Source organism: Streptomyces sp. NBC_01474, assembly GCF_035918215.1.
Lineage (GTDB): Bacteria > Actinomycetota > Actinomycetes > Streptomycetales > Streptomycetaceae > Streptomyces > Streptomyces aureus.
On record NZ_CP109449.1, the window covers coordinates 9,840,371 to 9,862,434 of the forward strand.

The window sequence follows — 22,064 nt, forward strand, 5'->3', positions numbered from 1 at the left end:
GACCAAGCAGCGCAGGCCGTCTGGTTCCAGGTCGTACCAGGTGCGTCTGTCCCGCCCCGCGAGCAGGCCGGGCGATGTCGGGTCCGGTCAGGGCGATGGACTGCCGTTCGGCCCGGGAGGAACGCGGTCAGGCATGCGTTGGTCGCGATCCGGTACGGCCAGGTTGCACGCACGCACGCACGCACGCACGCGTGCGTGCGTACCGGTCGCGGGCCTTCCAGGCGCGCAGCATCGTCTCCTTGAAGCTTCCCCGTGATCTTGGACACTTGATCTCTATGCTGCGAGGCCGTGTTGGTGCCGTTGCCGGGTCTCGGCTGGGGTGAGGTAGCCGAAGGCCTTGTGCTTGCGTAGTCGGCGGCGGTTATAGAACGTCTCGATGAAGTCGAAAACGTCGGCGCGGGCGGTGGCCCGGTCGGGCCAGACTCTGGTGCCGATCTCTTCCTTGAGTAGGGCCCAGAAACTCTCCGCGGCGGCGTTATCGAAGCATGATCCGGTGCGTCCGCAGCTTTGCCGGAGGTTCAACTCGCCTATTTCACAGCGGAATTGACTGCTGGTGTATTCGCTGCCGCGGTCCGAATGCGCTATGCAGCCGGGCCGGAGCCGCCCACGGCCGGCGGCCATCTTCAGGGCATCCACGACCAGGTCTGCGCGGTGGTGGTCGGCCATCGAGTAGCCGACGACCTCGCGGGTGGCCAGGTCCAGCCAGCAGGCGAGGTAGAGCCAGCCCTCGGCGGTCGGGAGGCAGGTGATGTCGCCGACCAGCTTCGTGCCGGGGATCTCGGCGTGGAAATCCCGGCCGATCAGGTCCGGCGCCGGCTTCGCCTTCTTATCCGGCCGGGTCAGCGACCGCCGCCTGCGGCGATGGGCTCCCTGAATACCGTGTTCGCGCATCAGGCGGGCGACCCGCTTGCGGTTCACACGCCGCCCCAGACGCCGCAGCTCGGCATGGATGCGCGGGACGCCGTAGGTCTGGCGTGAGCCGACGTGGATGACGGTGATCTCGTGTACCAGGGCCTCGTCGGCGGCCTTGCGGACTGATCGGGTCCTGGCCGCGGCGAGCCAGGCGTAGAAGGAGGAGCGGGCAACCTTCAGCAGCCGCAGAGGAAAGCGACGCCGTGGGTGGTCTTCTCCGCCTCGATGAACGCGTACGTGTCGTTCACCGATCGCTCTCCTTCGCGAAGAAGACCGCGGCTTTTCGCAGCACCTCGATCGTCTTGGCCTGCTCGACGTTCTGCCGACGCAGCCGCCTGAGCTCCTCGCGCTCGGCCGTGGTGAGCTCACCCGGGGCTCCCTCGCCCCGATCTGCCTTGGCCCGGCGATACCAGCCGCGCAGGGACTCGGAGCTGATGCCGAGATCCCGGGCGACCGCCGTGACCGTCTTGCCCGAAGAGTCGACGAGCGCGATCGCGTCCCGCTTGAACTCCTCGGTGTACCGCTTCGTGTACTTGCTTCCCACCTGGCGCTACTTCCTCTGGAACCTCAGGTCCCAGTCTCCAGGTGTCCACGATCAAGGGGAAGGTTCACCTGCACCAGGTCCTCGGCCTCGTGGAACGAGCCCAGCATCCGGTAGCAGCAGGCCACCAACTCACCCCGGTACGGCTCGAAGTCCACCGGCCATCATGGTGCGCCCGCGCTGCTCACATTCGAGGGCGCCGTGAAACCAGGGTCTTGCGGCACGAGAACCAAACGGCCAACCTCCACTCGGGAAGCTGCGATGAGACCCCAAGTGGTTCTACGTAGTGTTCCGATTTTGCCTCGCAGCGATCAGGTCACAGGCCCGAAGTCCTTGACCACACGCAGGGCTTGCGCAAGTTCCCGGGTTCGCCCAACTGGCGTGAGGATGCCGCGGGTTGGGGTGGATGACAGAGCGGACACGGAATCCGTGATCATTCAGGTGTCTAAGCCGAGTGATCAAGAGGGTTCCCGTGTCCGCTGTCTCATCTTCCCCGATCCCTGCCGTGTTGGCCAAGTTGGGTCCGCTCAACCCGGACGACGTGGCTGACCTGCGGTTCTTCCTGGAGGCGGTGCCCGATCCTCGCTCCCGGCGGGGCCGTTGGTACTCGTTGGCCTCAATCCTGCTGGTCTGCGCGGCCGCCGCGGTCTCAGGAGCCCGGACCATCGACGAGCTCGCCGAGTGGGGTGCCCGTGCCGACGCCGGGCTGCTCGCCGCGCTCGACGTGCGCCGTCACCTGCTGCACTGGCGGCATGCACCGTCCAGATCGGCGATCGGGAGGGTCCTCGAGCGCCTCGACGCCGACGCACTCGATGCGGCCGTCGGAGCCTGGCTGGCTCACCGCCATACCGCCGCAGCCCCGGGCAGACGACGGGTGATCGCCGTGGACGGCAAGGCACTGCGCGGCTCCGCCCGTCTGAGCCAGCCCCGCCGCCACCTGCTGTCCGCCGTCACCCACGGCCGCCCGGTCACCCTCGCCCAGGCCGAGGTCGGGTCCAAGACCAACGAGACACGGCACTTCCAGCCCCTGCTTGCACCGCTCGACCTGGACGCAGACGTGGTCACCTTCGACGCGCTGCACTCCGTGAAGGCCAATGTCGCCTGGCTGGTGGAGACCAAGAAGGCGCACTACGTGGCCGTGATCAAGCCCAATCAGCCCACCGCCTGGGCCCAGCTGGACGGTCTGGACTGGCACGCGGTGGCCATCCAGCACACCGCCTCGAACAAAGGACACGGCCGTCGCGAGTCCCGCTCGGTCAAGACTCTCGCCATCGCCGACAACCTCGGCGGCATCGCCTTCCCCCACGCGAAGCTCGCCCTCCGCGTCCACCGCCGCCGCAAAGCAACCGGCAGGAAGGAGACCCGCGAGACCGTCTACGCGGTCACCAGCCTCGACGCCCACCAGGCGAAACCGGCCGAACTCGCCTCCCACCTGCGCGGACACTGGATCGTGGAAGCCCAGCACCACATCCGCGACCGTACCTTCGCCGAAGACGCCTCCACCGTCCACGCCGGCAACGCACCCCGCGTCATGGCCGCCCTCCGCAACCTCGCAATCGGAGCCCTCAAAGCCCTCGGAGCGACCAACATCGCCAAGACCACTCGCGCCATCCGCGACCAACCCGAACGAGCCCTCCCCATCCTGGGCATCACCTACAAGCCCGACCTCAACGGAACTTGATCAAGCCCTGGACCACACGGCCTTGGTTATTAGGGGAGTGGCTTCGTGCCGTCCGGCCACGGAGCCTCCGCAAAAAACCGTTTGGCGGGCCACGGCGACCACTGCTACTTTTCCGGAGGCCGTGCGAGAGAACGAGGAGGTGGTACCCGTGAACGCAGTATCGACGTGGGTGCTCCCCTCCGGGGTCACGGTCGGGCGATAGGTCGTCCGGGAGCGCCGTTCAAGAGCACTCCCGAAAGGCACGACCATGCACTTCACTTCTGAACAGCGCCTCGACGACGCCGTACTCGAGCGCGAATTCACCCTCGGCGAGATCCCCGGCACCCTGTGGACGCCTGGATCCACCGCACCGGCCCCGCTGATCCTGATGGCCCACAACAACGGCCTGCCCAAGGCGGAACCCCGGCTGGTGGCCCGGGCCCGGTACACCGCGGCGCGCGGCTACGCGGTGGCCACGATCGATGCCGCCGGGTGCGGTGACCGGCCCCGTTCCGCCGCCGACGAGCAGGCCCGTGCCGACCTCCGCCGGGCGATGCAGGCGGGTGAGCCGGTCGACGAGATCTTCGAGTCCTTCATCGGCCCGCTCGTCGAAAAGGCGGTCCCGGAATGGCAGACCACTCTGGACGCCCTCCTCGAGCTGCCCGAGATCGGCGGCCCGGTCGGGTACTCCGGGGGGTGGACCGCCCTCGGCATTCGGCTCGCGGTGGTCGAGCCGCGCATCGCGGCCGCCGGTTTCTTCGCCGGGGGTTACGTGCCCCGTGCCCAGCGCGAGGAGGCCCGGCAGGTCACCATTCCGCTGCTGTTCCTGCTGCAGTGGGACGACGAAGGGAACCCCCGGCAACGGGCCCTGGACCTGTTCGACGCCTTCGGCAGCAAGGAGAAGACGCTGCACGCCAATCCGGGCGGGCACACCGGCACCCCGTGGTTCGAGCTGGAGGACGGGTGCCGCTTCTTGGACCGACACCTGAAGTGAGGCCGGGCCGTCTGGCGAGCAGCAGACGGTAGGCGGTGTCGGCCAGGATGCCGTCATCGAGGACAGCTCCCGGCCCTCCTCGATGGCGGTGGCCGGCAGATGCACAACAGCCCCGATCGCGGTGGTACCGGCCATCGGCGGTACCGGCCGGTCGGGGCGGCGCTCGGCCACGTGGAGTCGAGGGACAGCCCCGCTCAGGGCGCAGGAGCAAACCCCCGGATCAGGTCGAACCCGTACCTCATTTCCCTGTACGCAACCACGCGTGGAAGTCTTCGAAGGAAGGCTCGAACGAGGGGTTGGGCAGGCGATAAGCCACACACCGTGGCCTTTGTTCGCCCTGAGGGCCGACACCGATCGTTTCGCCGGGAAAGGCGTCGGGGATCGCCTTCCATCCCGTGTTCTGCTCGTAGTACTGCGCGGCCGTGTGCACGGACGGCCACCAGTCGTCGTCGATGACGATCAGGCCCCCGGGCCGGACGATCTTGCGCAAGAAGTAGAGATCAACGAAGACTTCGTGAAACCGGTGACTGCCGTCCACGAATGCCGCGTCAGCCACGAAGCCTTCGCTGAGGAGCTGGGGGAGCGCGGTCGACGACGGGGTGAGCATGAGCGTGGCGATCGAGTCCAGCCCTGCAGAGCACAGCAGATCCCAACCGGCGTTGGAATACTCCCGCTGTTGAAACGGGTCGATGATGACATGCCGGGGGAGCGGAGGATTGACCGTTGCCAGAGCCTCACTGATGGCGAGGGCAGAACTGGCGTACGCGAGACCGATCTCGACAACCTTCTCGACCCCCTCGGCGACCAGCAGATCGCGCAGTTGATCGCAGTGGCGTTCGGGCACCGTAACGGTTTCGAAGTCTCTCTCGTGGTCTCGCGTCCGCGGTGGCCCTTCCTGTGCGAGTCGGCGCCGTACCTCGCGAACCCGCGTCGCACGTTCGTCTGCTGTGGTCATACCAGCCGCACTTCGTTCGTCATGCCGGTTACTCCTTGCACCTACAAGTCATCTCATTTTGCGAGTCTGCGGTAGTTGAACAGTGTGCAGGCAATGGCTCACCGTTGTCCCTGCTCCGCCACAGCCTGATCCTCCCTGCCCATCGCACGTTGTTTGCGCGCTGCTGTCAGGTCCCACCGGGCCGGGACGAGCGCTGTCAGCATCAGGAACGCGGTCAGGACGAATGCCCAGGGGTAGCCGGTCAGGCCGGCCACCGTGCCGAAGCCGACCGCGCCGATGCCCATGCCCGCGTCGTAGGCGACATTCCACAGGGCGCTCACCGTCCCGTACCCGGAGGCCGGGACCCGGGAGTACATCAGCGTGATGGTTGCGCTCTGGGCGATGCCGAAGCCGACCCCGAACACGGCCGCACCCACGACGACCGCGACGGGAACGCCCGTGAGGGCGACGACGAGGATGCCGGCGGCTGAGGCGACCAGCCCCGGCACCATCAGCCCGGCGGCTCCCCGCCGGTCGGCACGCCGGTCGGCACGCCGACCGGCGAACCAGCGGGACGCGGTCGCGGCGGCCGGATGGATGAAGAGTGCCGCCGCGACCACGCCGGAATTGCCCGGTGCCACGGCCAGCGGCAGAAAGGTGACGACGATCCCCGCGCCCACAGCCGTCACCGCGAACACGGCCGTGGGGCGGCCGAGCGCGCCGGAACGGGCCCCTGCGAAAATTCCCAAGGGCGGACCCGACGCCGCTTCCCGGCCGGGCAGGCCCGGGACGGCGGCGAGGGAGACCAGTGCGATCAGTGCCGCCGCCCAGCAGACGGGCCCGTACCCCGTGTGCAACGCCAGCCAGGCCCCGAGCGGCAGGCACACCAGCGACGGCACACCGGCCATGACGCCGATCAGGGCCAGTCCTTCCCCGCGGCGTTCGGGCGGGATCAGCGACGCCGTCAGCGCCCCACCCGCCACCAAGGTGAACGCGAAGCCGAGCCCCCGGACAAGGCACACCGTCACGATGCACGCCAGACTCCGCGACACGGTCAGGGCCAGTGCCGGGGCACCCAGCAACAACAACCCAGCCCCCAACATCACGCGACAGCCACAGCGTGCGGCCAGCCATGGGGCCATCAGCTCGCCGGCCACCGTGGCCAGCATCAGCGCACCGGTGACCAGGCCCGCCTTGTCACTGCCCCCGCCCGGCGCGCTCTGCGCGTACACCGGGACGACCGACAGCAGCAGAAAGAAGCTCGCCGAGGAGCCGACGACCGTCACAAAGCGCAGCAGCAGCGGGCGGGTCATCAGACGCGGCCGCGCCTCGGCAACTCGGTCCTCAGGACCGACGGATGAGGCCATGGGGTGAAACCTAGGGGACGAAGCCGCCCGAAGGCTCCCCGTTTCCATGCCCCTTCAGGGGCCGGTTCGTGACTCTTCCGATCAGTCACCGGTGACCGATCGGAAGAGTCACGAACCGTGCAACTCCCGTACCGCGTGGGATGCTGTCGACGCCTTTGTACAGTGCGGCAGCCCGCAACACTCAGACCTCAGGAACCGCGCGCCCGCACCAATGGGGGTTGGGGACCCGGATACTTAGTCTCGTAATGTCTCGGCCACGTCGGCCGTTTCGTGGCCCTCGCGACGTATCCGCTCAGCCCCCCACGCGCCGAGAGGCCCGAGCGCTTGATTGAGCATGCGCCCGTGCTCAGTCAAGGAGTATTCCACCCGCGGGGGCACCTCGGCATAAACCCTCCGGAGCACGAGACCGTCCGCCTCCATCTCACGCAGGTGCTGCGTCAGCATCTTCTCGCTCACTCCTGGCAGACCGCGACGCAGCTCAGCAAAGCGGCGTACGCGGTGGGCATCAAGTTCCCACAGGATCAGCCCCTTCCACTTGCCGCTCACCACGTCGAGCGCAGCGTCGATTCCGCAGATGTAGGGCCCGCTCCTCGGCGCCTTGGCCATCACTGATCCCCTTACAAAAAGGTAAGTACCGCAGAAAATAGTGGGTACTTCCGAGATTAGTGACGCTCTCCGAGCATGGAGGGGTGAACGAACAACAGAACCACACCACCAGGCAGAACAGCGCTGTCACCGTGATCGGGCTCGGCCCGATGGGCCAGGCGATGACACGCACCCTCCTCACCGCCGGCCACCCGGTCACCGTCTGGAACCGCACCGCCAGTCGTGCGGACGGTGTCGTCACCGCCGGAGCAAGGCTCGCGTCGACACCCGGCGAGGCGGTCGAAGCGAGTGACCTCGTGATCCTCAGCCTCACCGACTACCAGGCGATGTACGACGTCCTCGGCAGCGCCACCGAATCGCTCGCCGGCCGGACGCTGGTCAATCTGAGCTCTGACACTCCTGACCGCACACGCGAGGCGGCCACCTGGGCGGCGGGCCACGACGCGACCTTCCTCACCGGAGGTGTCATGGTCCCTGCGCCGATGGTCGGCACGGAGGCAGCGTATGTCTACTACAGCGGCCGGGGTGAGGCGATGGAGAGCCACCTGGCGACGTTGACACCGCTCGGAACACCAAAGCATCTGGGCGAAGACCCGGGTCTCGCCCAGATGATGTACCAAGCCCAACTCGCGGTATTCCTCACCACCCTGTCCGCACTGATGCACGCCACCGCGATGCTCGGCACCGCAGGACTGAACGCCAAGGAAGCGCTGCCGGAGTTGCTGTCCGCCGCCGACTCGATCGGCGCCATGCTGAGGGCCGGCGAAGAGAACCCCGGCGCCGCACTTGATGCCGGAAAGCATCCCGGCGACCTCAGCACGGTCACCATGATGGGTGCGACGTCCGACCACATCGTCGAGACCAGCACGTCACTCGGCCTCGACCTCGCGCTCCCACTGGCCGTGCAGGCCCACTACCGGCGCGCAATCAAGGACGGACATGGCAGCGACAACTGGACTCGCATCATCGACAGCATCCGCGGACCGCGCTGACCAGACGCGAGACCGATGAACACACGCCCAACCGCGGCTCATTGCGCGGCTGCTGCTGCGCGGGCACCTGGGGGGGAGGAACAACACCATGTCCTGGCGCCACCCCGCACCCGTCACGGAATACGCCGAAGCCGTACCGGTTTTCTGCTGTGCCCGTTCCCGCGACCCGCACAGCGCTAACGTCGGCCGCATGATCGTATGGCTCAACGGCACCCACGGCGCAGGCAAGACAACGACCAGTGCACTTCTGCAGCCCCTGATCCCGGATTCACGGGTGTTCGACGCCGAGAAAGTCGGCGAGACACTCATGGACATCAAGCCAGGGCTGCCAGGGACGGACAACTTCCAGCACTGGGCGCCGTGGCGCCCGCTCGTAGTCGAGACCGCCCGCCGCGTACTCGACTACACCGGCGGCACTCTGGTGATGCCCATGACTGTCCTGGTCGAGCAGTACTGGCGCGAGATCAGCTCAGGGCTCGCCCAACATGGCATTCCCGTACGGCACTTCGTCCTCCACGCTGACCAGGACACCCTCCGCGGGCGTATCGAGGGGGACACTGTTCTCGGCCCTTCCCCCTTCCGTCTCAAATACCTTGAGCCTTACGCCGAAGCAGCCCGCACGTGGCTGCACAGCGAGGCCGAGGTCGTCGACACCACGCATCTCACGCCCGCCCAGGCCGCCCTGCAGATCGCAGAAGCCGTCAGGAGTTGAGGTCCACCGGCCACGCCAGACAGGCACGGGTGGCAACAAGAAACGCCCTTGCAATGTCGAGCAGTGCGAATAGATTCAACCAGGGGGCCAGCTCAGGCCGGCGCCACGGTGGCATCCAATCTCGCAGAGTCGCTCTGTTGCGACTCTGCGAGATTGGATGACCCTAGTACTCCAGCTGTAGCTCGTGATCTTCATGCCTGGGCGGCTTGTCGCTGATTGTGGATGGCCTGGGATCGAGTGGTGGCGGCGTCGCCAGCGGGACCAATCGAGCCGGTGGGCCGTGCCAGTGGACGGCCCAGCCTTCTCACAGGGCTGGGGCAGGGGCAGTCAGTTGTCGAGGTCGATCGTGAAGCGCCTCTTGCCCGGACCGACCGTTTCGGCGTGGACCATGCCACGAGCCCGGTCGAATACCCCGGTGCCGCCGGTGATCGCGTTGTCGAACGGAGGGGGAGGGGTCGCTGTGAGATTGCCGAAGATCATCCCCTGTACGGCGAGTTGGCCGCCTGGGAGGGTGTAGGTGACGACGCACACCTCCGCTTGGTGGTCGACGTCGGGTTGGTGGTTGACCTCGGGGACCCAGGTGGTGGTGCAGGTACCGTTGGTTTCGCCGGCGACATGGGTCTCGGCCTCGTCGTAGTAGAGGACCGAGCGGAAGGCGGTCCGATCGCCCTGGGCGGGGTCGCCGCCGGGGTTGATGGGGAAGCGCGTCTGCTTCGCGAGTTGACCGAAGAGTGTGATGACTCGGTCTCCGCCCTTGGCGTGGACGAGAGCGGTGTCCGTCGCGGCCGCTGCGACAGGGGCGCAGGCGAGAAGGGTGACCAGGGCAGTGGCCGTGCCGAGGCAGGCTGCTCTGACGGGGCGCATCGTGTGGCTCCTGAGGTTGATGCTCATGGATGGTCGGGTGACGCATTCATAACCTCGGGTCTGCCGCCGCCCGGAACGTCCCGGCGCGACCCACCGGAAGATCCGACCAGTCGGACCAACCCGGGACGAGAGACGGCCTGCCCGACAGGACGAGTCGCGGGGTGGAACAGGCGAGGTAGACGGCGACCTGGCTGTTCTCGATGCCCCCGGCGGTGCCGGTGTACTGGCGCCGCACGCCGACCGTGTGCGTGCTCTTTTTCAGGTCGCCGGTCTCGTCGACCACCAGGCTGCGCACCGATGGCGTCGAGCTGAGGTCGGACACCGCGCCGCCCAGACGCACCTCCAACTCGGCCTTTTCGCAGCATGGTTGAGGGATTGCGTCGCGCCGCTGCTCGACCGTATCCCGGTGCCGGAGGCCATGGTGACCGTTCCGGTGCAGCAGCCTGTTCAGGAGGGACTAGTGCCTGCCGTCGGCACGCTTGAGCCACACCAAGATTGTGTGCACGTGTGACCAGCCACTACGGGGACAACTCTTAGCAGGGGGCGCCGGGCTATTTCTTGCCCTTGTCGTCGTTTTCCTTGAAGCAGACGACGAACCATTCTCCGGAGCCTGACTGCGTGAGTGAGCCGGTGGTGCCCGGAACGTCGGAGCACGAGAAGGTATCGACGACGCTGTCCTTGTCCATCTTGAGGACCTTGTAGTCGGCGTGCGGGTCAGTGCAGTCGAGCTTCTTGGTCTTCGCTTCCTTGTCCGTCCCGATGTTCTGGAAGCAGTCGCCACGCTTGAGCGTCGCGGACTGGTCCTTCGTGTCGTACGGGCCGAAGGCCCAGAACGCCACCATGCTCGCGAGTACCAGGACCAGACCGAGGAAGATGAGACGGTTGCGTCGTATCTGCGCCGAGGTGTACGAGGCGTTCAGGCCGCCCGGGGGCGGTACTTGGGACACGGGTAGTTCCTCAGGCAGTGGGGAATGTGAAGGCGACCACGAACTTAGCCCACCTGTCTGTCTCATCGTTCGCCGCCCCTGTCGCTCCCGAACCCGATTGATCGGGCCGATGCCCCGACAGGCGCCACCCAACCTCAGTGGATGCCAGCATCTGGAGGCCGACCAGGGCCATCGGCTTGCGGGCCGCGATGGCAGAGGGGGCAGCCGGGGGATGTGACGTCGCCGAATGCTCCATTCGGCGGTATTGCAGTTACGGACGGCGCGCTGGGGCGTTGAAACATGCATGAGCAGAAGTCGCAGGTTGCGGGACCTGTCAGGTCCGGCGGCGTTCGACCAGCTGCAAGCGCAGTTGGCCCGTTCCGCTGCCGGAATGGCAAGGGGCAAGTCGTACCGCCGGAAGGCGATTGAGGAGGCGCTTCCCCCTCCGGCTGTGGAGCCGGACGACAGCCCCGGTGAGGTGCCGCCGCCCGGCTCGGGGTGACGTCATTCACCGGCCTTCTCCAACGGCCAGCGGCGGTCCCCGTCGCGGTACTCGGCATCGCTGGGCCTGTCGTGGGCGGGCATCAGTGGGATGAGTCCGTGCCGTCGGGCTTCGCGGACGGCGACGGTCCGGCGCCGTCCGAAGGGGGCTCCCGTCTGCGGACGCGGTCCCTCAACCGCTGCTTCGACGGCCCTTGGCGATCGTGGGATGGAGCCCTTCATCAGAGTTTTCCAGTCGCTTGGTCATGAACTGTTCCATCTGTTCGGCGGGCGGCCGGACAAACCGAGTTGAGCTGCGATCTCTTGCAGGCGCGCCGTGTTCAGGGCGGTCAGTGGGGCGATGACGTCCTCGGCGAAGCCGTGGGCCAGGGAGCGCTTGACCAGGCCGACGGGTGGCGGGGAGGTCGGGGAGGTGACCGCCGCGGTGAGGGCCAGGCAGTAAACCGCGTCGTCCTCGAGGTCGTCGATGAGGGCGAGAGCCTCGCTCGGGAGGCGCTCGCTGCAGGCGGTGAGGGGGGCTCGTTTCCTGCCGTCCCGGTGCAGGGTGGCAAGGTGCTGGACGAGGCGGTCGAGGTCGCCGAGAGTGGCGAACGCCGGCGCGAGGAGGCCGCGGAAGTCGGAGCGGTCCTCGGCATCGGCGTGTTCGACGGCCTCCTGGACGAGGCGCCGTGTCAGCGCGGGATCGATCTCGGCCAGTGCGGCTCGGCTGCGGCTGGCGACGACCTTGGTGGTGACGTGCGCGTCACGTCATTACCGGTCTTGCGCAACACGGTCCGGGTCCCCGGGGGCCCGTCGGCGGTCCTCATCAGGAGCATGTCGACTGTACAGCTGGACGCTTCAACTCCCTTGTAAGCGTGCCGGATTGGGGGTGGGGCGTGCGTGGGAGTCGTGAAGAGTGTGCGCATGATTCTCGGGATTCGGTCATGGGAGCGGAAAACTCGGAGGGCTCACTCGGCGCTTTCGAACAGGTCGGGCGCCGACCCATGCGATGGGAGACCGATCAACGATGTTCACTCTGATGCGGAGCAGAGTGCGGGCGGCCGCGCTCGCGCTCTCGGCCGTCGCGGCCCTCGCTTTCGGAACGACCGCCACCACCGGTGCGGCAGCGGCCCCAGCTCCGGCTCCCGCTCCCGCTCCCGTGAAAGAGGGGCCGACCTCGGTGGCGTACGTCGAGGTGAACAACAACAGCATGCTCAACGTCGGCAAGTACACCCTCGCCAACGGCGGCGGCAACGTCTTCGACGTCGCCGTGATCTTTGCGGCGAACATCAACTACGACCCGGGCACGAAGACGGGGTCTTTGTACTTCAACGAGAACGTGCAACGCGTCCTCGACAATGCCGCCACGGAGATACGGCCGTTGCAGCAGAAGGGCATCAAGGTGGTCCTCTCGGTGCTCGGCAACCACCAGGGCGCGGGCTTCGCCAACTTCCCGTCCCAGCAGACGGCTTCGGCGTTCGCGAAACAACTGTCGGACACCGTGGCCAAGTACGGTCTCGACGGCATCGACATCGACGACGAGTACGCCGAGTACGGCAACAACGGCACCGGCCAGCCCAACGACAGCTCGTTCGTGTACCTGGTGACGGCGCTGCGCGCGAACATGCCGGACAAGATCATTAGTCTCTACAACATCGGCCCGTCCGCGACGCGCCTCTCCTACGGCGGCGTCGACGTCTCGTCCAAGTTCGACTACGCCTGGAACCCGTACTACGGCAGCTGGCAGGTCCCCGGCATCGCCCTGCCCAAGTCGAAGCTGTCGCCGGCGGCAGTCGAGATCGGCCGGACCTCGCAGAGCACAACTGCAGACCTCGCCCGCCGCACCGTCAGCGAGGGGTACGGCGTCTATCTGACGTACAACCTCGACGGCGCTGATCGCAGTGCCGATGTTTCCGCATTCACCAGGGAGCTGTACGGCAGTGACGCCGTCTACACGCCGTAAGGCGACCGCAGGCCCCGGTGCACGGTGCTCTCCTGGGGCTTGCCGCGTCCTTTGGGGCCGCGACCTGTGCAGGCGCGCTCTGGACAACGCGGGGTGACCTGTCCAGCGAGTTGCGCCCGGAGGCGAGGAGCGGCACCTCCGGGCGGACCGCGGCCTAACGCCCAGTGCCGTCAGGTCGCTTCTTGGTGGGTTGCTCGTCAGTCATGAAGGCACGATGTCGCGTCGCGTTGGGTTACCGGGAAGTCGGCGAGCCGGCTCACCTGGGCGGGTGGAGCGAACGGGGCGCTGGACACTCTGGCCGAAATCGCCGCCCCCACCCTGGTGCTTCAAGGCGACCGGGACGAGGTCACCGTCGAACACTCCCTGGCCGTCGTTGCCGCGCTGCCCGAGGCGCGTCTGGCAGTGCAACCGGGCACGCACACCCTCCCGCTCGAGCGCCCAGAACTCGTCAGTTCGCTGATCCTCTCGTTCCTGCGCGGCGCCGATCCAGCCCCGGACTGGAACGCCGTCACCGGCTGAACACGCGCGTCGGCAGGCGGCCACCTACGGACCTGTAGTCCAGTCAGGCCGCTGCCGCGCTAGGTGCCGCCCGCCAGGACCTGGAGGACGCGCAGGATCAGTTGGTCGCCGCGCGGCGCCGGCTCGCCGATGCCCGCGCCCAACCCTCCCGCTCACGATGCGACGGGTGCCACCATGAACGACCCGCGCCGTCACCCGCCGTCATCATCCGCCGCTGGGCACGCCGTACGGGATCGGGGTCGGCCTGTCGGACGGCGGCGCGGACCGGGAACAACCCGACTGCGCGCACATGGCAGGGCCATGAAGGTGGTATTGCAGCGCGGTGACAGTCAACTCCTCACTCTTGAAGGGGGCTTGGCCGGTGGATAGCTTCGGTGACATGTGGATCTGCAGGCGGTTCCGGAAGCGACGGGCCATCGATCTGATGCGCGTCGCCACCGCGGTGTGTAGCTGACCTCCTCTCTGCGCTGAGCCGGTCGCTCGGCGCCCCGCCGCGTTGCTCCGCTCGATTCCCTTTTCACGCCTCCCCTCCTTTTCGCTGTGCGCTGAGGCGTGCCCCTCGTCCCGTGAAGGCACGAATGTCGCTACGTACCGCCATACCCGCATCCCCGCGCATCGGCGCGATGACCGCTGTCGCCGCATCCCTTCTGCTGACCGCCTGTGTGAGCACCGCGCAATCCACGGCTACCAGTGAGAATGTCGCGGCGAAGAAGATTCCGGCCAAGGTCTCCGCCGGCACCTCGCTGACCGTCGGCGCGCCTGATCTCAAGGTCGCCCTGGAACTGTCGGGTCAGATCGACAAGCTGCCCTTCAAGGTGAAGTGGGCCAATATCAGCGGCGGACCACAGTGCTCCGAAGCGTTCCGGGCCGACGCGCTCGACATCTGCTCGTCGGCGGAGATTCCGTCGATCAACGCCCACTGGACGGGCCTGGACACCAAGCTCGTGGCGGCGAAGTTCCGCAAGAATCCGATCGCGTACCCGATCTACGAGCTGGGGATCGCGCCGGGCGCTCACATCAAGACCCTCGCCGACCTGCGCGGGAAGAAGATCGCCTACAGCCCTGGGCAGGCGCAGGGGGCGCTGGTGCTGCGGATCCTCAAGAAGGCCGGTCTCACCCAGCAGGACGTCGACCTCGTCGAACTGGCCAGTACCGGTGATGTCTATCCCACCGCTCTGGGAAACCGTCAGGTGGATGCCGCGCCCATCGCCGACGTCAATATCAAGCGCTATCTGACGAAATACGGCAGGGACGGCGGCACGACCATCAAGCACGGTCTGCGCGACGACCCGGGGCACTTGTGGGCGCTCACCGATTCCGTGAGCAATGCGCAGAAGTCCGCTGCCATTAGAGAACTCATCAAGTTCTGGGCGCGAGCGCAGATCTGGATCGACGATCACCCGAAGCAATGGATCGACGGCTATTACGTCAAGAATCAGGGACTGAGCCACGAGGACGGTGAATACCTCGTCGAAAGGTCCGGTCACCCGGACTTTCCCGCCGACTGGACCGGTGCCATCGAGCGCCAGCAACAGACCGTGGACCTGCTGGCGAAGGAGCAGAAGCACAAGGCCTTCGACGCGGGGATCCTCTTCGACCGCCGATACGAACGCGTCGCCGCCGACGCCGTTGCCGGTGAAAGGAAGACGCCATGAGCACCACGGCTTTCGACCCGAGGGCGGCGGCCGCGACGGCGACGGACGACGCCGCGGTCTCCTCTCCTCGCCCGCATGCACGGGCACGGGCACGCAAGAGGTTGGGGCCGGGCCGCCCCATCCCCTACGGCTGGACGCTCGGCCCGCTGCTGCTCCTCGCGTTGTGGGCGGCCGGCTCCGGCGCCGGACTCATCGACGCCCGCAGTCTGCCCGCACCATGGACCATCGCCGGCACCGCAGGCGACCTCATCGCCGACGGCAGGCTGCAGTCCAACTTCGCGACCTCCGCCCAACGTGCCCTGCTCGGACTGCTCTTCGGCACGGCAGCGGGTCTGCTGCTCGCGCTCGTCTCCGGACTGAGCCGTCTCGGTGAGGGGATCGTCGACGGGCCGGTGCAGATCAAGCGGGCGATCCCCTCGCTGGCGCTGATCCCTCTGCTCGTCCTCTGGTTCGGCATCGGAGAGACGATGAAGGTCATCACGATCGCGCTCGGTGTCTTCGTTCCGATCTACATCCACACCCACAACGGGCTGCGCACCATCGACAACCGCTATTCCGAACTCGCCGAAACGGTGCGGCTGAGCAGGATCCAGTTCGTCCGGCATGTCGTCCTGCCGGGTGCCCTGCCCGGGTTCCTGCTGGGACTGCGGTTCGCGGTGACCGCCGCCTGGCTGGCGCTGGTCGTCGTCGAGCAGGTCAACGCCACGAGCGGCATCGGCTACATGATGGAGCTCGCGCGGACCTACGGACAGACGGACGTGATCATCGTCGGTCTCGTCGTGTACGGACTCCTCGGGCTGGTCTCCGACGCCCTGGTACGGCTCGTGGAGAGGAGGACCCTGGCATGGCGGCGGACGCTGGCGGGCTGACCGCAACCGAGGACCGCACGACGGTCCGCATCAAGAATCTGGTACGCACGCTTGGCGGGCGCCGTGTCCTCGACGACCTCCAACTGAGCATCGTCCCGGGCGAGTTCGTGGCCCTGCTCGGACGCAGCGGCTCCGGCAAGAGCACCCTGCTGAGGGCGTTGGCCGGCCTCGACCACGACGTGGCGGGCAGCGGCGAACTGGCCGCCCCAGATGACGTGTCGGTCGTCTTCCAGGACGCGCGGCTGCTGCCGTGGAAGCGGCTGCTCGAGAACGTGGTTCTGGGCCTGCCCGGCCCGGACGCCGCGCAGCAGGGCCGCACCGCCCTCGCCGAAGTCGGCCTCGAAGGCCGCGAGCGGGCCTGGCCCCTCGAACTGTCCGGCGGGGAACAGCAGCGGGTCTCGCTCGCCCGCTCCCTCGTCCGCGAACCCCAACTCCTGCTGGCGGACGAACCGTTCGGCGCACTCGACGCCCTCACCCGCATCCGGATGCACACCCTGCTGCGCCAGTTGTGCGAGCGGCACCGGCCCGCCGTGCTGCTGGTCACCCACGACGTCGACGAGGCCATTGCCCTGGCCGACCGGGTGGCCGTCCTCGACGAGGGCCGGATCGCCGTCGACATCCCGGTCGAACTGTCCGCGCGGCGCAGCCACGGAGGCCCGGAGTACGCGGCGCTGCGGGATCGTCTCCTCGCCCGCCTCGGCGTGGAAGCAACCAGCTGACCGCCCCCGGCCGGGGGAGCCCAGCACTTCTCACCCCGGCACAACCCACACCGTACAAAGAGGAGAAGAAGCCATGACCACCGTCGCCACTTTCGACATCCTCAGGGCAGGACCGCGCTTCGGCGCGGAGATCACCGGCGTCGACCTGACCGCCCCCGTCGACGAGACCACCGCCGAAGCACTGCGGCAGGCCTTCCGGGACCACAAGGTGCTGGTGTTCCGCGGTCAGCACCTGACCCCCGATCAGCACGTTGCCGCCGTACGGCTCTTCGCCGAGCCCTTCGACCATCCGACCGCCGCGAAGGACGCTGCCAATCCGCTGGTCTACCCGTACAACGTGCGGCAGACCGGCAAGGCCAGCACTTGGCACATCGGCGGTCTGTGGCGCGACCCGGTCTTCGCCATCGAGTCGCTGACGTACGAGGTGGTGCCCGAGCTGGGCGGCCACACGCTGTGGGCGGACCTGCAGGCGGCGTACGACGATCTGTCGGAGCCGTTCAAGGAGCTCCTGGAGTCCGTGAGCGCGGTGTACGACGGCAACGCGGAGAACTACGCGCAGGGCAGTACGAAGACCGCGAGCGGACCGAACGTCGAGCACCCGGTCGTCCTGGCCCATCCGGCTACCGGCCGCAAGGGCCTGTTCATCAGCACCTCGGCGATCGGCCTCACCGGCGTGACCCCCGCTGAGAGCAAGGCCCTGCTGGATCACCTGCTGCGACACGCCTCCTCGCCGAACTACACGATCCGCTTCGGCTGGCAGCCCGGCGACTTCGTCCTCTGGGACAACCGCGCCACCTGGCACTACGCCGTCGACGACTACGGCGACGGGGCGCGCGTCTACCGCAAGGTCATCGGCGTGGAGCCGGAAGCCGGCAGCGTGCCGGAGGCGCGTTCCTGAATGCTCCCGGGGGAGAAGGCCGCGCCGCCCGGCGCGTACTGCTGGTCTGCCTGGCCACGGGCGCGACGACGATGCTGGACCCGGCAGTTGTGAACATCGCCGTGCCGAGCATGCGACAGTTGCTGGGGGCGGGTGCCGGCGACGTGCTGTGGATCGTGGCCGGACAGTCGTTGGCCTTCGGTCCGGCGCTCGTGCAGGGCGGCAGCCTCGGTGACGGGTACGGGGGCAAGCGGTCTTCTTCGTCGGCGTGGCCGTCTTCCTCCTCCTCGCGGGGTGGCGGCCGCGACCGGCGGCGGGGCCGGCGCAGTGATCACCGCGCGGCTGGTGCAAGGCGCCGCTGCGGGGCTCGTCGACGCCCAGGTGATCGGCACCCTCCAGGACACTTCCCGCGGCCAGGACCGGGGTCGAGCGCTGTGCCTGTGCGCGGTGACGGCAGGCGTGGCCACTGCCCTGGGGTCACCACTCGGCGGCGCGCTCGTCGCGGGTCTCGGCCTCCAACTGGGCTGGTCCTTCGGCCTGTTGGTCAGCGCGCCGGGGGCGATGCTCACAAGCTCACTTGCTCCCGAGCGCCGCTAGTGGCGACCCCTGCCGCCACCCGCCATCACCCGAACAACGATCGGAAGCATGATGACTTCGCAATTCCTCTGGTACATCCCCAACACCGTCCAGCCGGGACACCGTGGTGACGACACCACATCTGGCTGGGGATCCATCGAGTACTCGACCGAACTCGCGCGCACGGCAGAGGCCCACGGCTGGGGCGGCGCGCTGCTCGGCACCGGATGGGGACGCCCGGACACCTTCACCGTCGCCACCGCCCTGGCCGCGCGCACCACGACGTTCAAGCCCCTGATCGCCGTCCGCCCCGGGTACTGGCAGCCCGCGAACTTCGCGAGTGCGGCCGCCACTCTCGACCAGCTCAGCCGCGGGCGCGTCCTGGTCAACAGCGTCAGCGGCCTGGACACCCCGGCCGCCTACGGCGACACCACCGTCGAACCCGCCGCGCGCTATGCCCGCACCCAGGAGTTCCTGCATCTCGTACGCCGCCTGTGGACCGAGGAGAACGTCACCTTCCACGGCGAGCACTTCCAGGTCACCGGTTCCACGGTCAGCCCGCGCCCCTACGTCACCGCCGAGCGGGCCCAGCCGACCCTCTATTTCGGCGGCGCGTCCGAAGCCGCCGAACGCGTCTCGGCGGCCGAAGCCGATGTCCAGCTCTTCTGGGGCGAACCGCTCGACGGAATCGCCGAACGCATCGCCCGACTCAAGGAGTTGAGCGAGCAGGTGGGGCGCCGCCATGTGCCGCTGGAGTACGGACTGCGGATCACCACCGTGGTACGTGACACCACGGAGGAGGCGTGGCGCACGGCGGAGGAGAAGGTCGCGAAGTTGGCGGCCGACGCGGGCGAGATCGACACCTGGATGGGCAACCGCAAGACAGCGGTCGGCCAACGGCGGCTGCTCGACCTCACCGAACGCGGCGAGGTCCTCGACACCTGCCTGTACACCGCGCCGGGCAGGTTCGGCGGTGGGGGAGCGGCGACCACGTGGCTCGTCGGCTCACCCGACGACGTGGCTGCGGCACTCAACGCCTTCCGTGCGCTCGGCATCACGCACTTCGTGCTGTCCGACACTCCTTACAAGGAGGAGACCCGCCGGATCGGTGACCAACTGCTTCGCAGGCTGCGGGAAGCGTGAGGGCAGGCAATTCGTCATCATCCTGGTCAGGGGCCTCCAGACGTCCTGCCCGACAGGGCGGTCGACGCTGCACCGCGACATCGCCAAGGAAGAGGACGGGCTCTTCCCGGCGTCGCTGACCGGGCCGTCCGGTGACGAGTGGAACGCGTAGACGGCAGCGTGGCGTGCCGCCCATTCGCAGGAGAGCGAGTCGTAAACAATGCGTTTGGAGGCCTATCGGTAGGTGGCCCACTCCTCGGCCGTCCGATGCCAGGACGTGGCTCATGCGTTGGCGGCCCCTAACCGCGCGGGGCGATGCAACGACGCCTTTGGCTTCCTGTCCATCTCACCCCACGCGGCCGAAGGTCTTTCCGGTGGGGCCGGCGGGCGGCACATTGAGTTGCACGGGCGACGTCGCGACTCACGCCTGTGCATACGCAAACGGTCATGATCTGTGGAGGCCAGTGCCTCCGTGGCCTGCTTGGAAGGCGAGCTGGTGGTGACGGCCGTCGGCCGCCAGGTGGATTTTCGTGGTCGGTTCGCCGCGGGAGCGTCCGAGGGCGTGGTCATGCGGCTTGCCGGCCAGGGTCCGTTTGGGTGGGGTCCGGTGGCGTGCTGGTCCGCCCGCATCCGCGACCATTGCCCCGTACACGCCGACAAGATCCGCCGGACAGGCCCTGAATGCGGCCCAGTTGGCCGTGCGGGACGTCACGGGCTTGCCGGTGTCGGCAGCCCGGAAAGCTCGCGTCATCACAGGTCACAGGGCCCCTCTTCGTCGTCGAGGCGCCCGCAGGCGTGACCTTTCTGTGGATCCTCCTTCAAAGCTTCAGCACAAATTGAACACATCCCTCTCTTCAGGGGGGCCTTCATGGTCTAGATTGACCGTGCTTCGCATGGTGGGACACCAGGCGACAAAAGATGATCTATAGGTCCGGCGCTACGGACGGGCAGCAGCCGCGTCCGTGGCGCCAGACGTGGGGGTGATCGATTCTTGGAGCCCGAGAGGGGCTTTGGGTGCGGGGTGCACCTGAGGTTTCGACGGGTTCGCGCGTACCTCGAGAGTCCGGCTGGACATGCGTGCCTGCTGCCGTTGGGGCGGGTTGTTCAAGTGGCGCTGAAGTAGTCGGGATGTCACGTGCGGAGGCGGGGGCCTCCCACGGAGGGGAACAGCGCGGCGCGGGCGGCGGGGGCCTCCCGAGGGGCGGAAGCGTGCGGGGGGTGGGGGCCTCCCGGGGGGAGGGGCAGTGTTGGGCGACCACGTCGAACCAATGGGGACCAGGGGGGTTCTGTGCGGCAGGGGGGATTAGTCGGCCCTTTTCCGTCGGCGCGCGAGCGTCTGGCGAACGGGGCGATCAGCCAGCCGGCGAGCGACTGGGAACAGCGGTACCGCCGTACCGTGATCACCAGCGATACCGTGGCCACCGCCTTGGTGGTAGCGGCGATCGGCAACTTCTTCGGGGCCCGGGACGCGGCCAACTGGCATGAGAAATGGGGAATTCTCGCATTCGGCACCCAGCTGCTGGTGCTGGGATCACTTGCGGTGAGCCGGGCGTGGGCTCCGGCCGTGCTCGGCCAGGGCGCCGAGGAATTCCATCGGCTCGGACGCTCACTGTTCACGGCGACGGTCGTACTGGCGCTCGGCGGGATCGCCCTCACCTCGCGCAACATCAAGCTCTGGATCTTCGTCGCGATACCCGCGATCGCGCTCGTCACCATGACCGCGCGGTATCTGCTCCGCCTCGGGCTGCACAGACAGCGGAAGGAAGGACAGTGCCTGAGACCGGTGCTCGCTGCAGGGAGTCCGGCCACCGTGCGCGACCTGATCACCCGGACCCGGAAGTTTCCGCACCTGGGCTGGCGGGTGGATGCGGTGTGCACGACGGACGGTCTCGGGCTCGACGGTGACCAACTGGACGGAGTGCCGGTGGTCGGCCGACTGGCGGACGTCGCGAGCCACGTCCGCCGCGACGGCTACCGTGTCGTAGCGGTCACCCCGGACCCGCACTGGTCACCGGACCGGCTGCAGCGGCTGGCCTGGAACCTCGAGGGCAGCGACGCCGAGATGGTCGTGGCCCCCGTGCTGATGGAGGTGGCCGGCCCGCGGCTGCACGTCGACGCGGTGCTCGGTATCCCGCTGCTGAGGGTCAGCATGCCGACCTTCACCGGGGGGCGCCGGGCGATCAAAGGGGTCGTCGACCGGATGGGCGCGGCGATCCTGCTGATGCTGTTCGCGCCGCTCATGGTGCTCGTCGGGCTGCTCGTGCTGGTGGACAGCCGGGGCGGGGCGTTCTACCGCCAGCGCAGGGTCGGCAAGGACGGCCGCGAGTTCACCATTCTCAAGTTCCGCACCATGGTCGCCGGGGCTCACAGGGCACGTGCCGAACTGGCCGACCGCAACGAGGGTGCCGGCCTGCTGTTCAAGCTCCGCCGGGATCCGCGGGTGACCCGGGTGGGAGCAGTGCTGCGCCGGTACTCGATCGACGAACTCCCGCAGCTTTTCAACGTGCTCACCGGATCGATGTCGCTCGTCGGCCCGCGGCCTCCGTTGCCGGAGGAGTCCGCTGCGTACGGCCCGGACATCCGGCGGCGGCTGCTCGTCAAGCCCGGGCTCACCGGCTTGTGGCAGATCAGCGGGCGCAGTGACCTGCCGTGGGAGGAGGCCGTCCGCCTTGACCTGCGGTACGTGGAGGACTGGTCGCTCGCCCTCGACACAGTGATCTTGTGGAAAACGCTGCGTGCGGTGCTCCAGGGGCAGGGGGCCTACTGATGCGCGGGG

General features: G+C 67.9%; 23 protein-coding genes and 1 pseudogene. 15 read left to right on the plus strand and 9 right to left on the minus strand.

Annotated elements, in window-relative coordinates; all coding sequences use genetic code 11:
* Positions 1-273: 273 nt before the first annotated feature.
* From OG758_RS45030 to OG758_RS45040, 3 genes are read right to left on the minus strand one after another with little or no spacing between them, the layout of a single operon-like run.
* Complete coding sequence (locus OG758_RS45030; RefSeq protein ID WP_326716219.1) at positions 274-1,164, minus strand: IS3 family transposase; 891 nt, start codon at positions 1,162-1,164, stop codon at positions 274-276.
* A complete protein-coding gene (locus OG758_RS45035) occupies positions 1,157-1,456 on the minus strand; it encodes a transposase (protein ID WP_114041739.1) in 300 nt (99 codons plus the stop codon). Before OG758_RS45035 ends, OG758_RS45030 begins: the two co-directional genes overlap by 8 nt.
* 23 nt (positions 1,457-1,479) lie before the next feature.
* Positions 1,480-1,611, minus strand: coding sequence for a hypothetical protein (locus OG758_RS45040; protein ID WP_326716305.1), 132 nt, complete (start codon positions 1,609-1,611; stop codon positions 1,480-1,482).
* 347 nt (positions 1,612-1,958) lie between these two features.
* Here OG758_RS45040 and OG758_RS45045 point away from each other — a divergent pair, with 347 nt between their 5' ends.
* Positions 1,959-3,134 (plus strand): ISAs1 family transposase, encoded by a 1,176-nt coding sequence (locus OG758_RS45045; protein ID WP_326708336.1) that lies wholly within the window; start codon positions 1,959-1,961, stop codon positions 3,132-3,134.
* A gap of 247 nt (positions 3,135-3,381) precedes the next feature.
* The gene (locus OG758_RS45050) at positions 3,382-4,107 is read left to right on the plus strand and encodes a dienelactone hydrolase family protein (RefSeq protein WP_326715214.1); all 726 of its coding nucleotides are present in this window, start codon (positions 3,382-3,384) and stop codon (positions 4,105-4,107) included.
* A gap of 238 nt (positions 4,108-4,345) precedes the next feature.
* Here OG758_RS45050 and OG758_RS45055 read toward each other — a convergent pair whose 3' ends face one another.
* From OG758_RS45055 to OG758_RS45065, 3 genes are all read right to left on the minus strand, one after another.
* A complete protein-coding gene (locus OG758_RS45055; RefSeq protein ID WP_326715215.1) occupies positions 4,346-5,062 on the minus strand; it encodes a class I SAM-dependent methyltransferase in 717 nt (238 codons plus the stop codon).
* Between the two features lie 98 nt (positions 5,063-5,160).
* Entirely contained in the window at positions 5,161-6,408 is a 1,248-nt protein-coding gene (locus OG758_RS45060) for an MFS transporter (protein WP_326715216.1), read from the minus strand.
* 234 nt (positions 6,409-6,642) lie between these two features.
* Entirely contained in the window at positions 6,643-7,014 is a 372-nt protein-coding gene (locus tag OG758_RS45065) for a winged helix-turn-helix transcriptional regulator (RefSeq protein ID WP_326715217.1), read from the minus strand.
* Positions 7,015-7,097: 83 nt separating this feature from the next.
* On the opposite strand from OG758_RS45065, the gene OG758_RS45070 reads away from it, so the two are divergent.
* Together OG758_RS45070 and OG758_RS45075 are read left to right on the plus strand one after the other, a co-directional pair.
* Positions 7,098-8,006, plus strand: coding sequence for an NAD(P)-dependent oxidoreductase (locus tag OG758_RS45070; RefSeq protein WP_326715218.1), 909 nt, complete (start codon positions 7,098-7,100; stop codon positions 8,004-8,006).
* A gap of 190 nt (positions 8,007-8,196) precedes the next feature.
* Entirely contained in the window at positions 8,197-8,718 is a 522-nt protein-coding gene (locus OG758_RS45075) for an ATP-binding protein (RefSeq protein ID WP_326715219.1), read from the plus strand.
* A gap of 327 nt (positions 8,719-9,045) precedes the next feature.
* Here the strand turns inward: OG758_RS45075 and OG758_RS45080 are convergent, their stop codons facing one another.
* The 3 genes and pseudogenes from OG758_RS45080 to OG758_RS45095 form a co-directional block, all read right to left on the minus strand.
* Positions 9,046-9,609 carry a hypothetical protein gene (locus OG758_RS45080; protein ID WP_326715220.1) on the minus strand — a complete coding sequence of 188 codons (564 nt, stop codon included), beginning with the start codon at positions 9,607-9,609 and terminating at the stop codon, positions 9,046-9,048.
* 127 nt (positions 9,610-9,736) lie between these two features.
* A pseudogene (locus OG758_RS45085) lies at positions 9,737-9,928 on the minus strand (transposase); the annotation flags it as partial.
* Between the two features lie 205 nt (positions 9,929-10,133).
* The gene (locus OG758_RS45095) at positions 10,134-10,529 is read right to left on the minus strand and encodes an LppU/SCO3897 family protein (protein WP_326715221.1); all 396 of its coding nucleotides are present in this window, start codon (positions 10,527-10,529) and stop codon (positions 10,134-10,136) included.
* A gap of 768 nt (positions 10,530-11,297) precedes the next feature.
* Between OG758_RS45095 and OG758_RS45100 the strand changes: the two genes are divergently transcribed.
* From OG758_RS45100 to OG758_RS45150, 11 genes are all read left to right on the plus strand, one after another.
* Positions 11,298-11,861, plus strand: coding sequence for a hypothetical protein (locus tag OG758_RS45100; RefSeq protein ID WP_326715222.1), 564 nt, complete (start codon positions 11,298-11,300; stop codon positions 11,859-11,861).
* 154 nt (positions 11,862-12,015) lie between these two features.
* Positions 12,016-12,951 (plus strand): endo-beta-N-acetylglucosaminidase H, encoded by a 936-nt coding sequence (locus OG758_RS45105; protein WP_326715223.1) that lies wholly within the window; start codon positions 12,016-12,018, stop codon positions 12,949-12,951.
* A 321-nt stretch (positions 12,952-13,272) separates the two neighbouring features.
* Positions 13,273-13,470, plus strand: coding sequence for an alpha/beta fold hydrolase (locus OG758_RS45110; protein WP_326715224.1), 198 nt, complete (start codon positions 13,273-13,275; stop codon positions 13,468-13,470).
* 623 nt (positions 13,471-14,093) lie between these two features.
* A complete protein-coding gene (locus OG758_RS45115) occupies positions 14,094-15,125 on the plus strand; it encodes an ABC transporter substrate-binding protein (RefSeq protein WP_326715225.1) in 1,032 nt (343 codons plus the stop codon).
* Positions 15,122-15,994, plus strand: coding sequence for an ABC transporter permease (locus tag OG758_RS45120; RefSeq protein ID WP_326715226.1), 873 nt, complete (start codon positions 15,122-15,124; stop codon positions 15,992-15,994). The genes OG758_RS45115 and OG758_RS45120 overlap by 4 nt, the downstream gene beginning before the upstream one ends.
* Positions 15,970-16,713, plus strand: coding sequence for an ABC transporter ATP-binding protein (locus OG758_RS45125; RefSeq protein WP_326715227.1), 744 nt, complete (start codon positions 15,970-15,972; stop codon positions 16,711-16,713). The genes OG758_RS45120 and OG758_RS45125 overlap by 25 nt, the downstream gene beginning before the upstream one ends.
* 73 nt (positions 16,714-16,786) lie before the next feature.
* Positions 16,787-17,611: a TauD/TfdA dioxygenase family protein gene (locus tag OG758_RS45130; RefSeq protein ID WP_326715228.1), complete on the plus strand. Its 825-nt coding sequence runs from the start codon at positions 16,787-16,789 to the stop codon at positions 17,609-17,611.
* Between the two features lie 306 nt (positions 17,612-17,917).
* A complete protein-coding gene (locus OG758_RS45135; RefSeq protein WP_326715229.1) occupies positions 17,918-18,187 on the plus strand; it encodes an MFS transporter in 270 nt (89 codons plus the stop codon).
* Positions 18,188-18,235: 48 nt separating this feature from the next.
* Positions 18,236-19,309, plus strand: a complete 1,074-nt coding sequence (locus OG758_RS45140; RefSeq protein WP_326715230.1) for an LLM class flavin-dependent oxidoreductase — start codon at positions 18,236-18,238, stop codon at positions 19,307-19,309.
* A complete protein-coding gene (locus OG758_RS45145; protein ID WP_326715231.1) occupies positions 19,275-19,460 on the plus strand; it encodes a hypothetical protein in 186 nt (61 codons plus the stop codon). The genes OG758_RS45140 and OG758_RS45145 overlap by 35 nt, the downstream gene beginning before the upstream one ends.
* Positions 19,461-20,576: 1,116 nt before the next feature.
* The gene (locus OG758_RS45150) at positions 20,577-22,055 is read left to right on the plus strand and encodes a sugar transferase (protein ID WP_326715232.1); all 1,479 of its coding nucleotides are present in this window, start codon (positions 20,577-20,579) and stop codon (positions 22,053-22,055) included.
* Positions 22,056-22,064 lie beyond the last annotated feature (9 nt).

What these genes read in the sequence shown, in the direction of transcription:
- OG758_RS45140 (WP_326715230.1), top strand. Translation starts at nt 18,236, where the DNA reads ATGATGACTTCGCAATTCCTCTGGTACATCCCCAACACCGTCCAGCCG.
- OG758_RS45055 (WP_326715215.1), bottom strand. Translation starts at nt 5,062, where the DNA reads ATGACCACAGCAGACGAACGTGCGACGCGGGTTCGCGAGGTACGGCGC.
- OG758_RS45115 (WP_326715225.1), top strand. Translation starts at nt 14,094, where the DNA reads ATGACCGCTGTCGCCGCATCCCTTCTGCTGACCGCCTGTGTGAGCACC.
- OG758_RS45060 (WP_326715216.1), bottom strand. Translation starts at nt 6,408, where the DNA reads ATGGCCTCATCCGTCGGTCCTGAGGACCGAGTTGCCGAGGCGCGGCCG.
- OG758_RS45075 (WP_326715219.1), top strand. Translation starts at nt 8,197, where the DNA reads ATGATCGTATGGCTCAACGGCACCCACGGCGCAGGCAAGACAACGACC.
- OG758_RS45050 (WP_326715214.1), top strand. Translation starts at nt 3,382, where the DNA reads ATGCACTTCACTTCTGAACAGCGCCTCGACGACGCCGTACTCGAGCGC.
- OG758_RS45105 (WP_326715223.1), top strand. Translation starts at nt 12,016, where the DNA reads ATGTTCACTCTGATGCGGAGCAGAGTGCGGGCGGCCGCGCTCGCGCTC.
- OG758_RS45130 (WP_326715228.1), top strand. Translation starts at nt 16,787, where the DNA reads ATGACCACCGTCGCCACTTTCGACATCCTCAGGGCAGGACCGCGCTTC.
- OG758_RS45125 (WP_326715227.1), top strand. Translation starts at nt 15,970, where the DNA reads ATGGCGGCGGACGCTGGCGGGCTGACCGCAACCGAGGACCGCACGACG.
- OG758_RS45065 (WP_326715217.1), bottom strand. Translation starts at nt 7,014, where the DNA reads ATGGCCAAGGCGCCGAGGAGCGGGCCCTACATCTGCGGAATCGACGCT.
- OG758_RS45120 (WP_326715226.1), top strand. Translation starts at nt 15,122, where the DNA reads ATGAGCACCACGGCTTTCGACCCGAGGGCGGCGGCCGCGACGGCGACG.
- OG758_RS45080 (WP_326715220.1), bottom strand. Translation starts at nt 9,609, where the DNA reads ATGAGCATCAACCTCAGGAGCCACACGATGCGCCCCGTCAGAGCAGCC.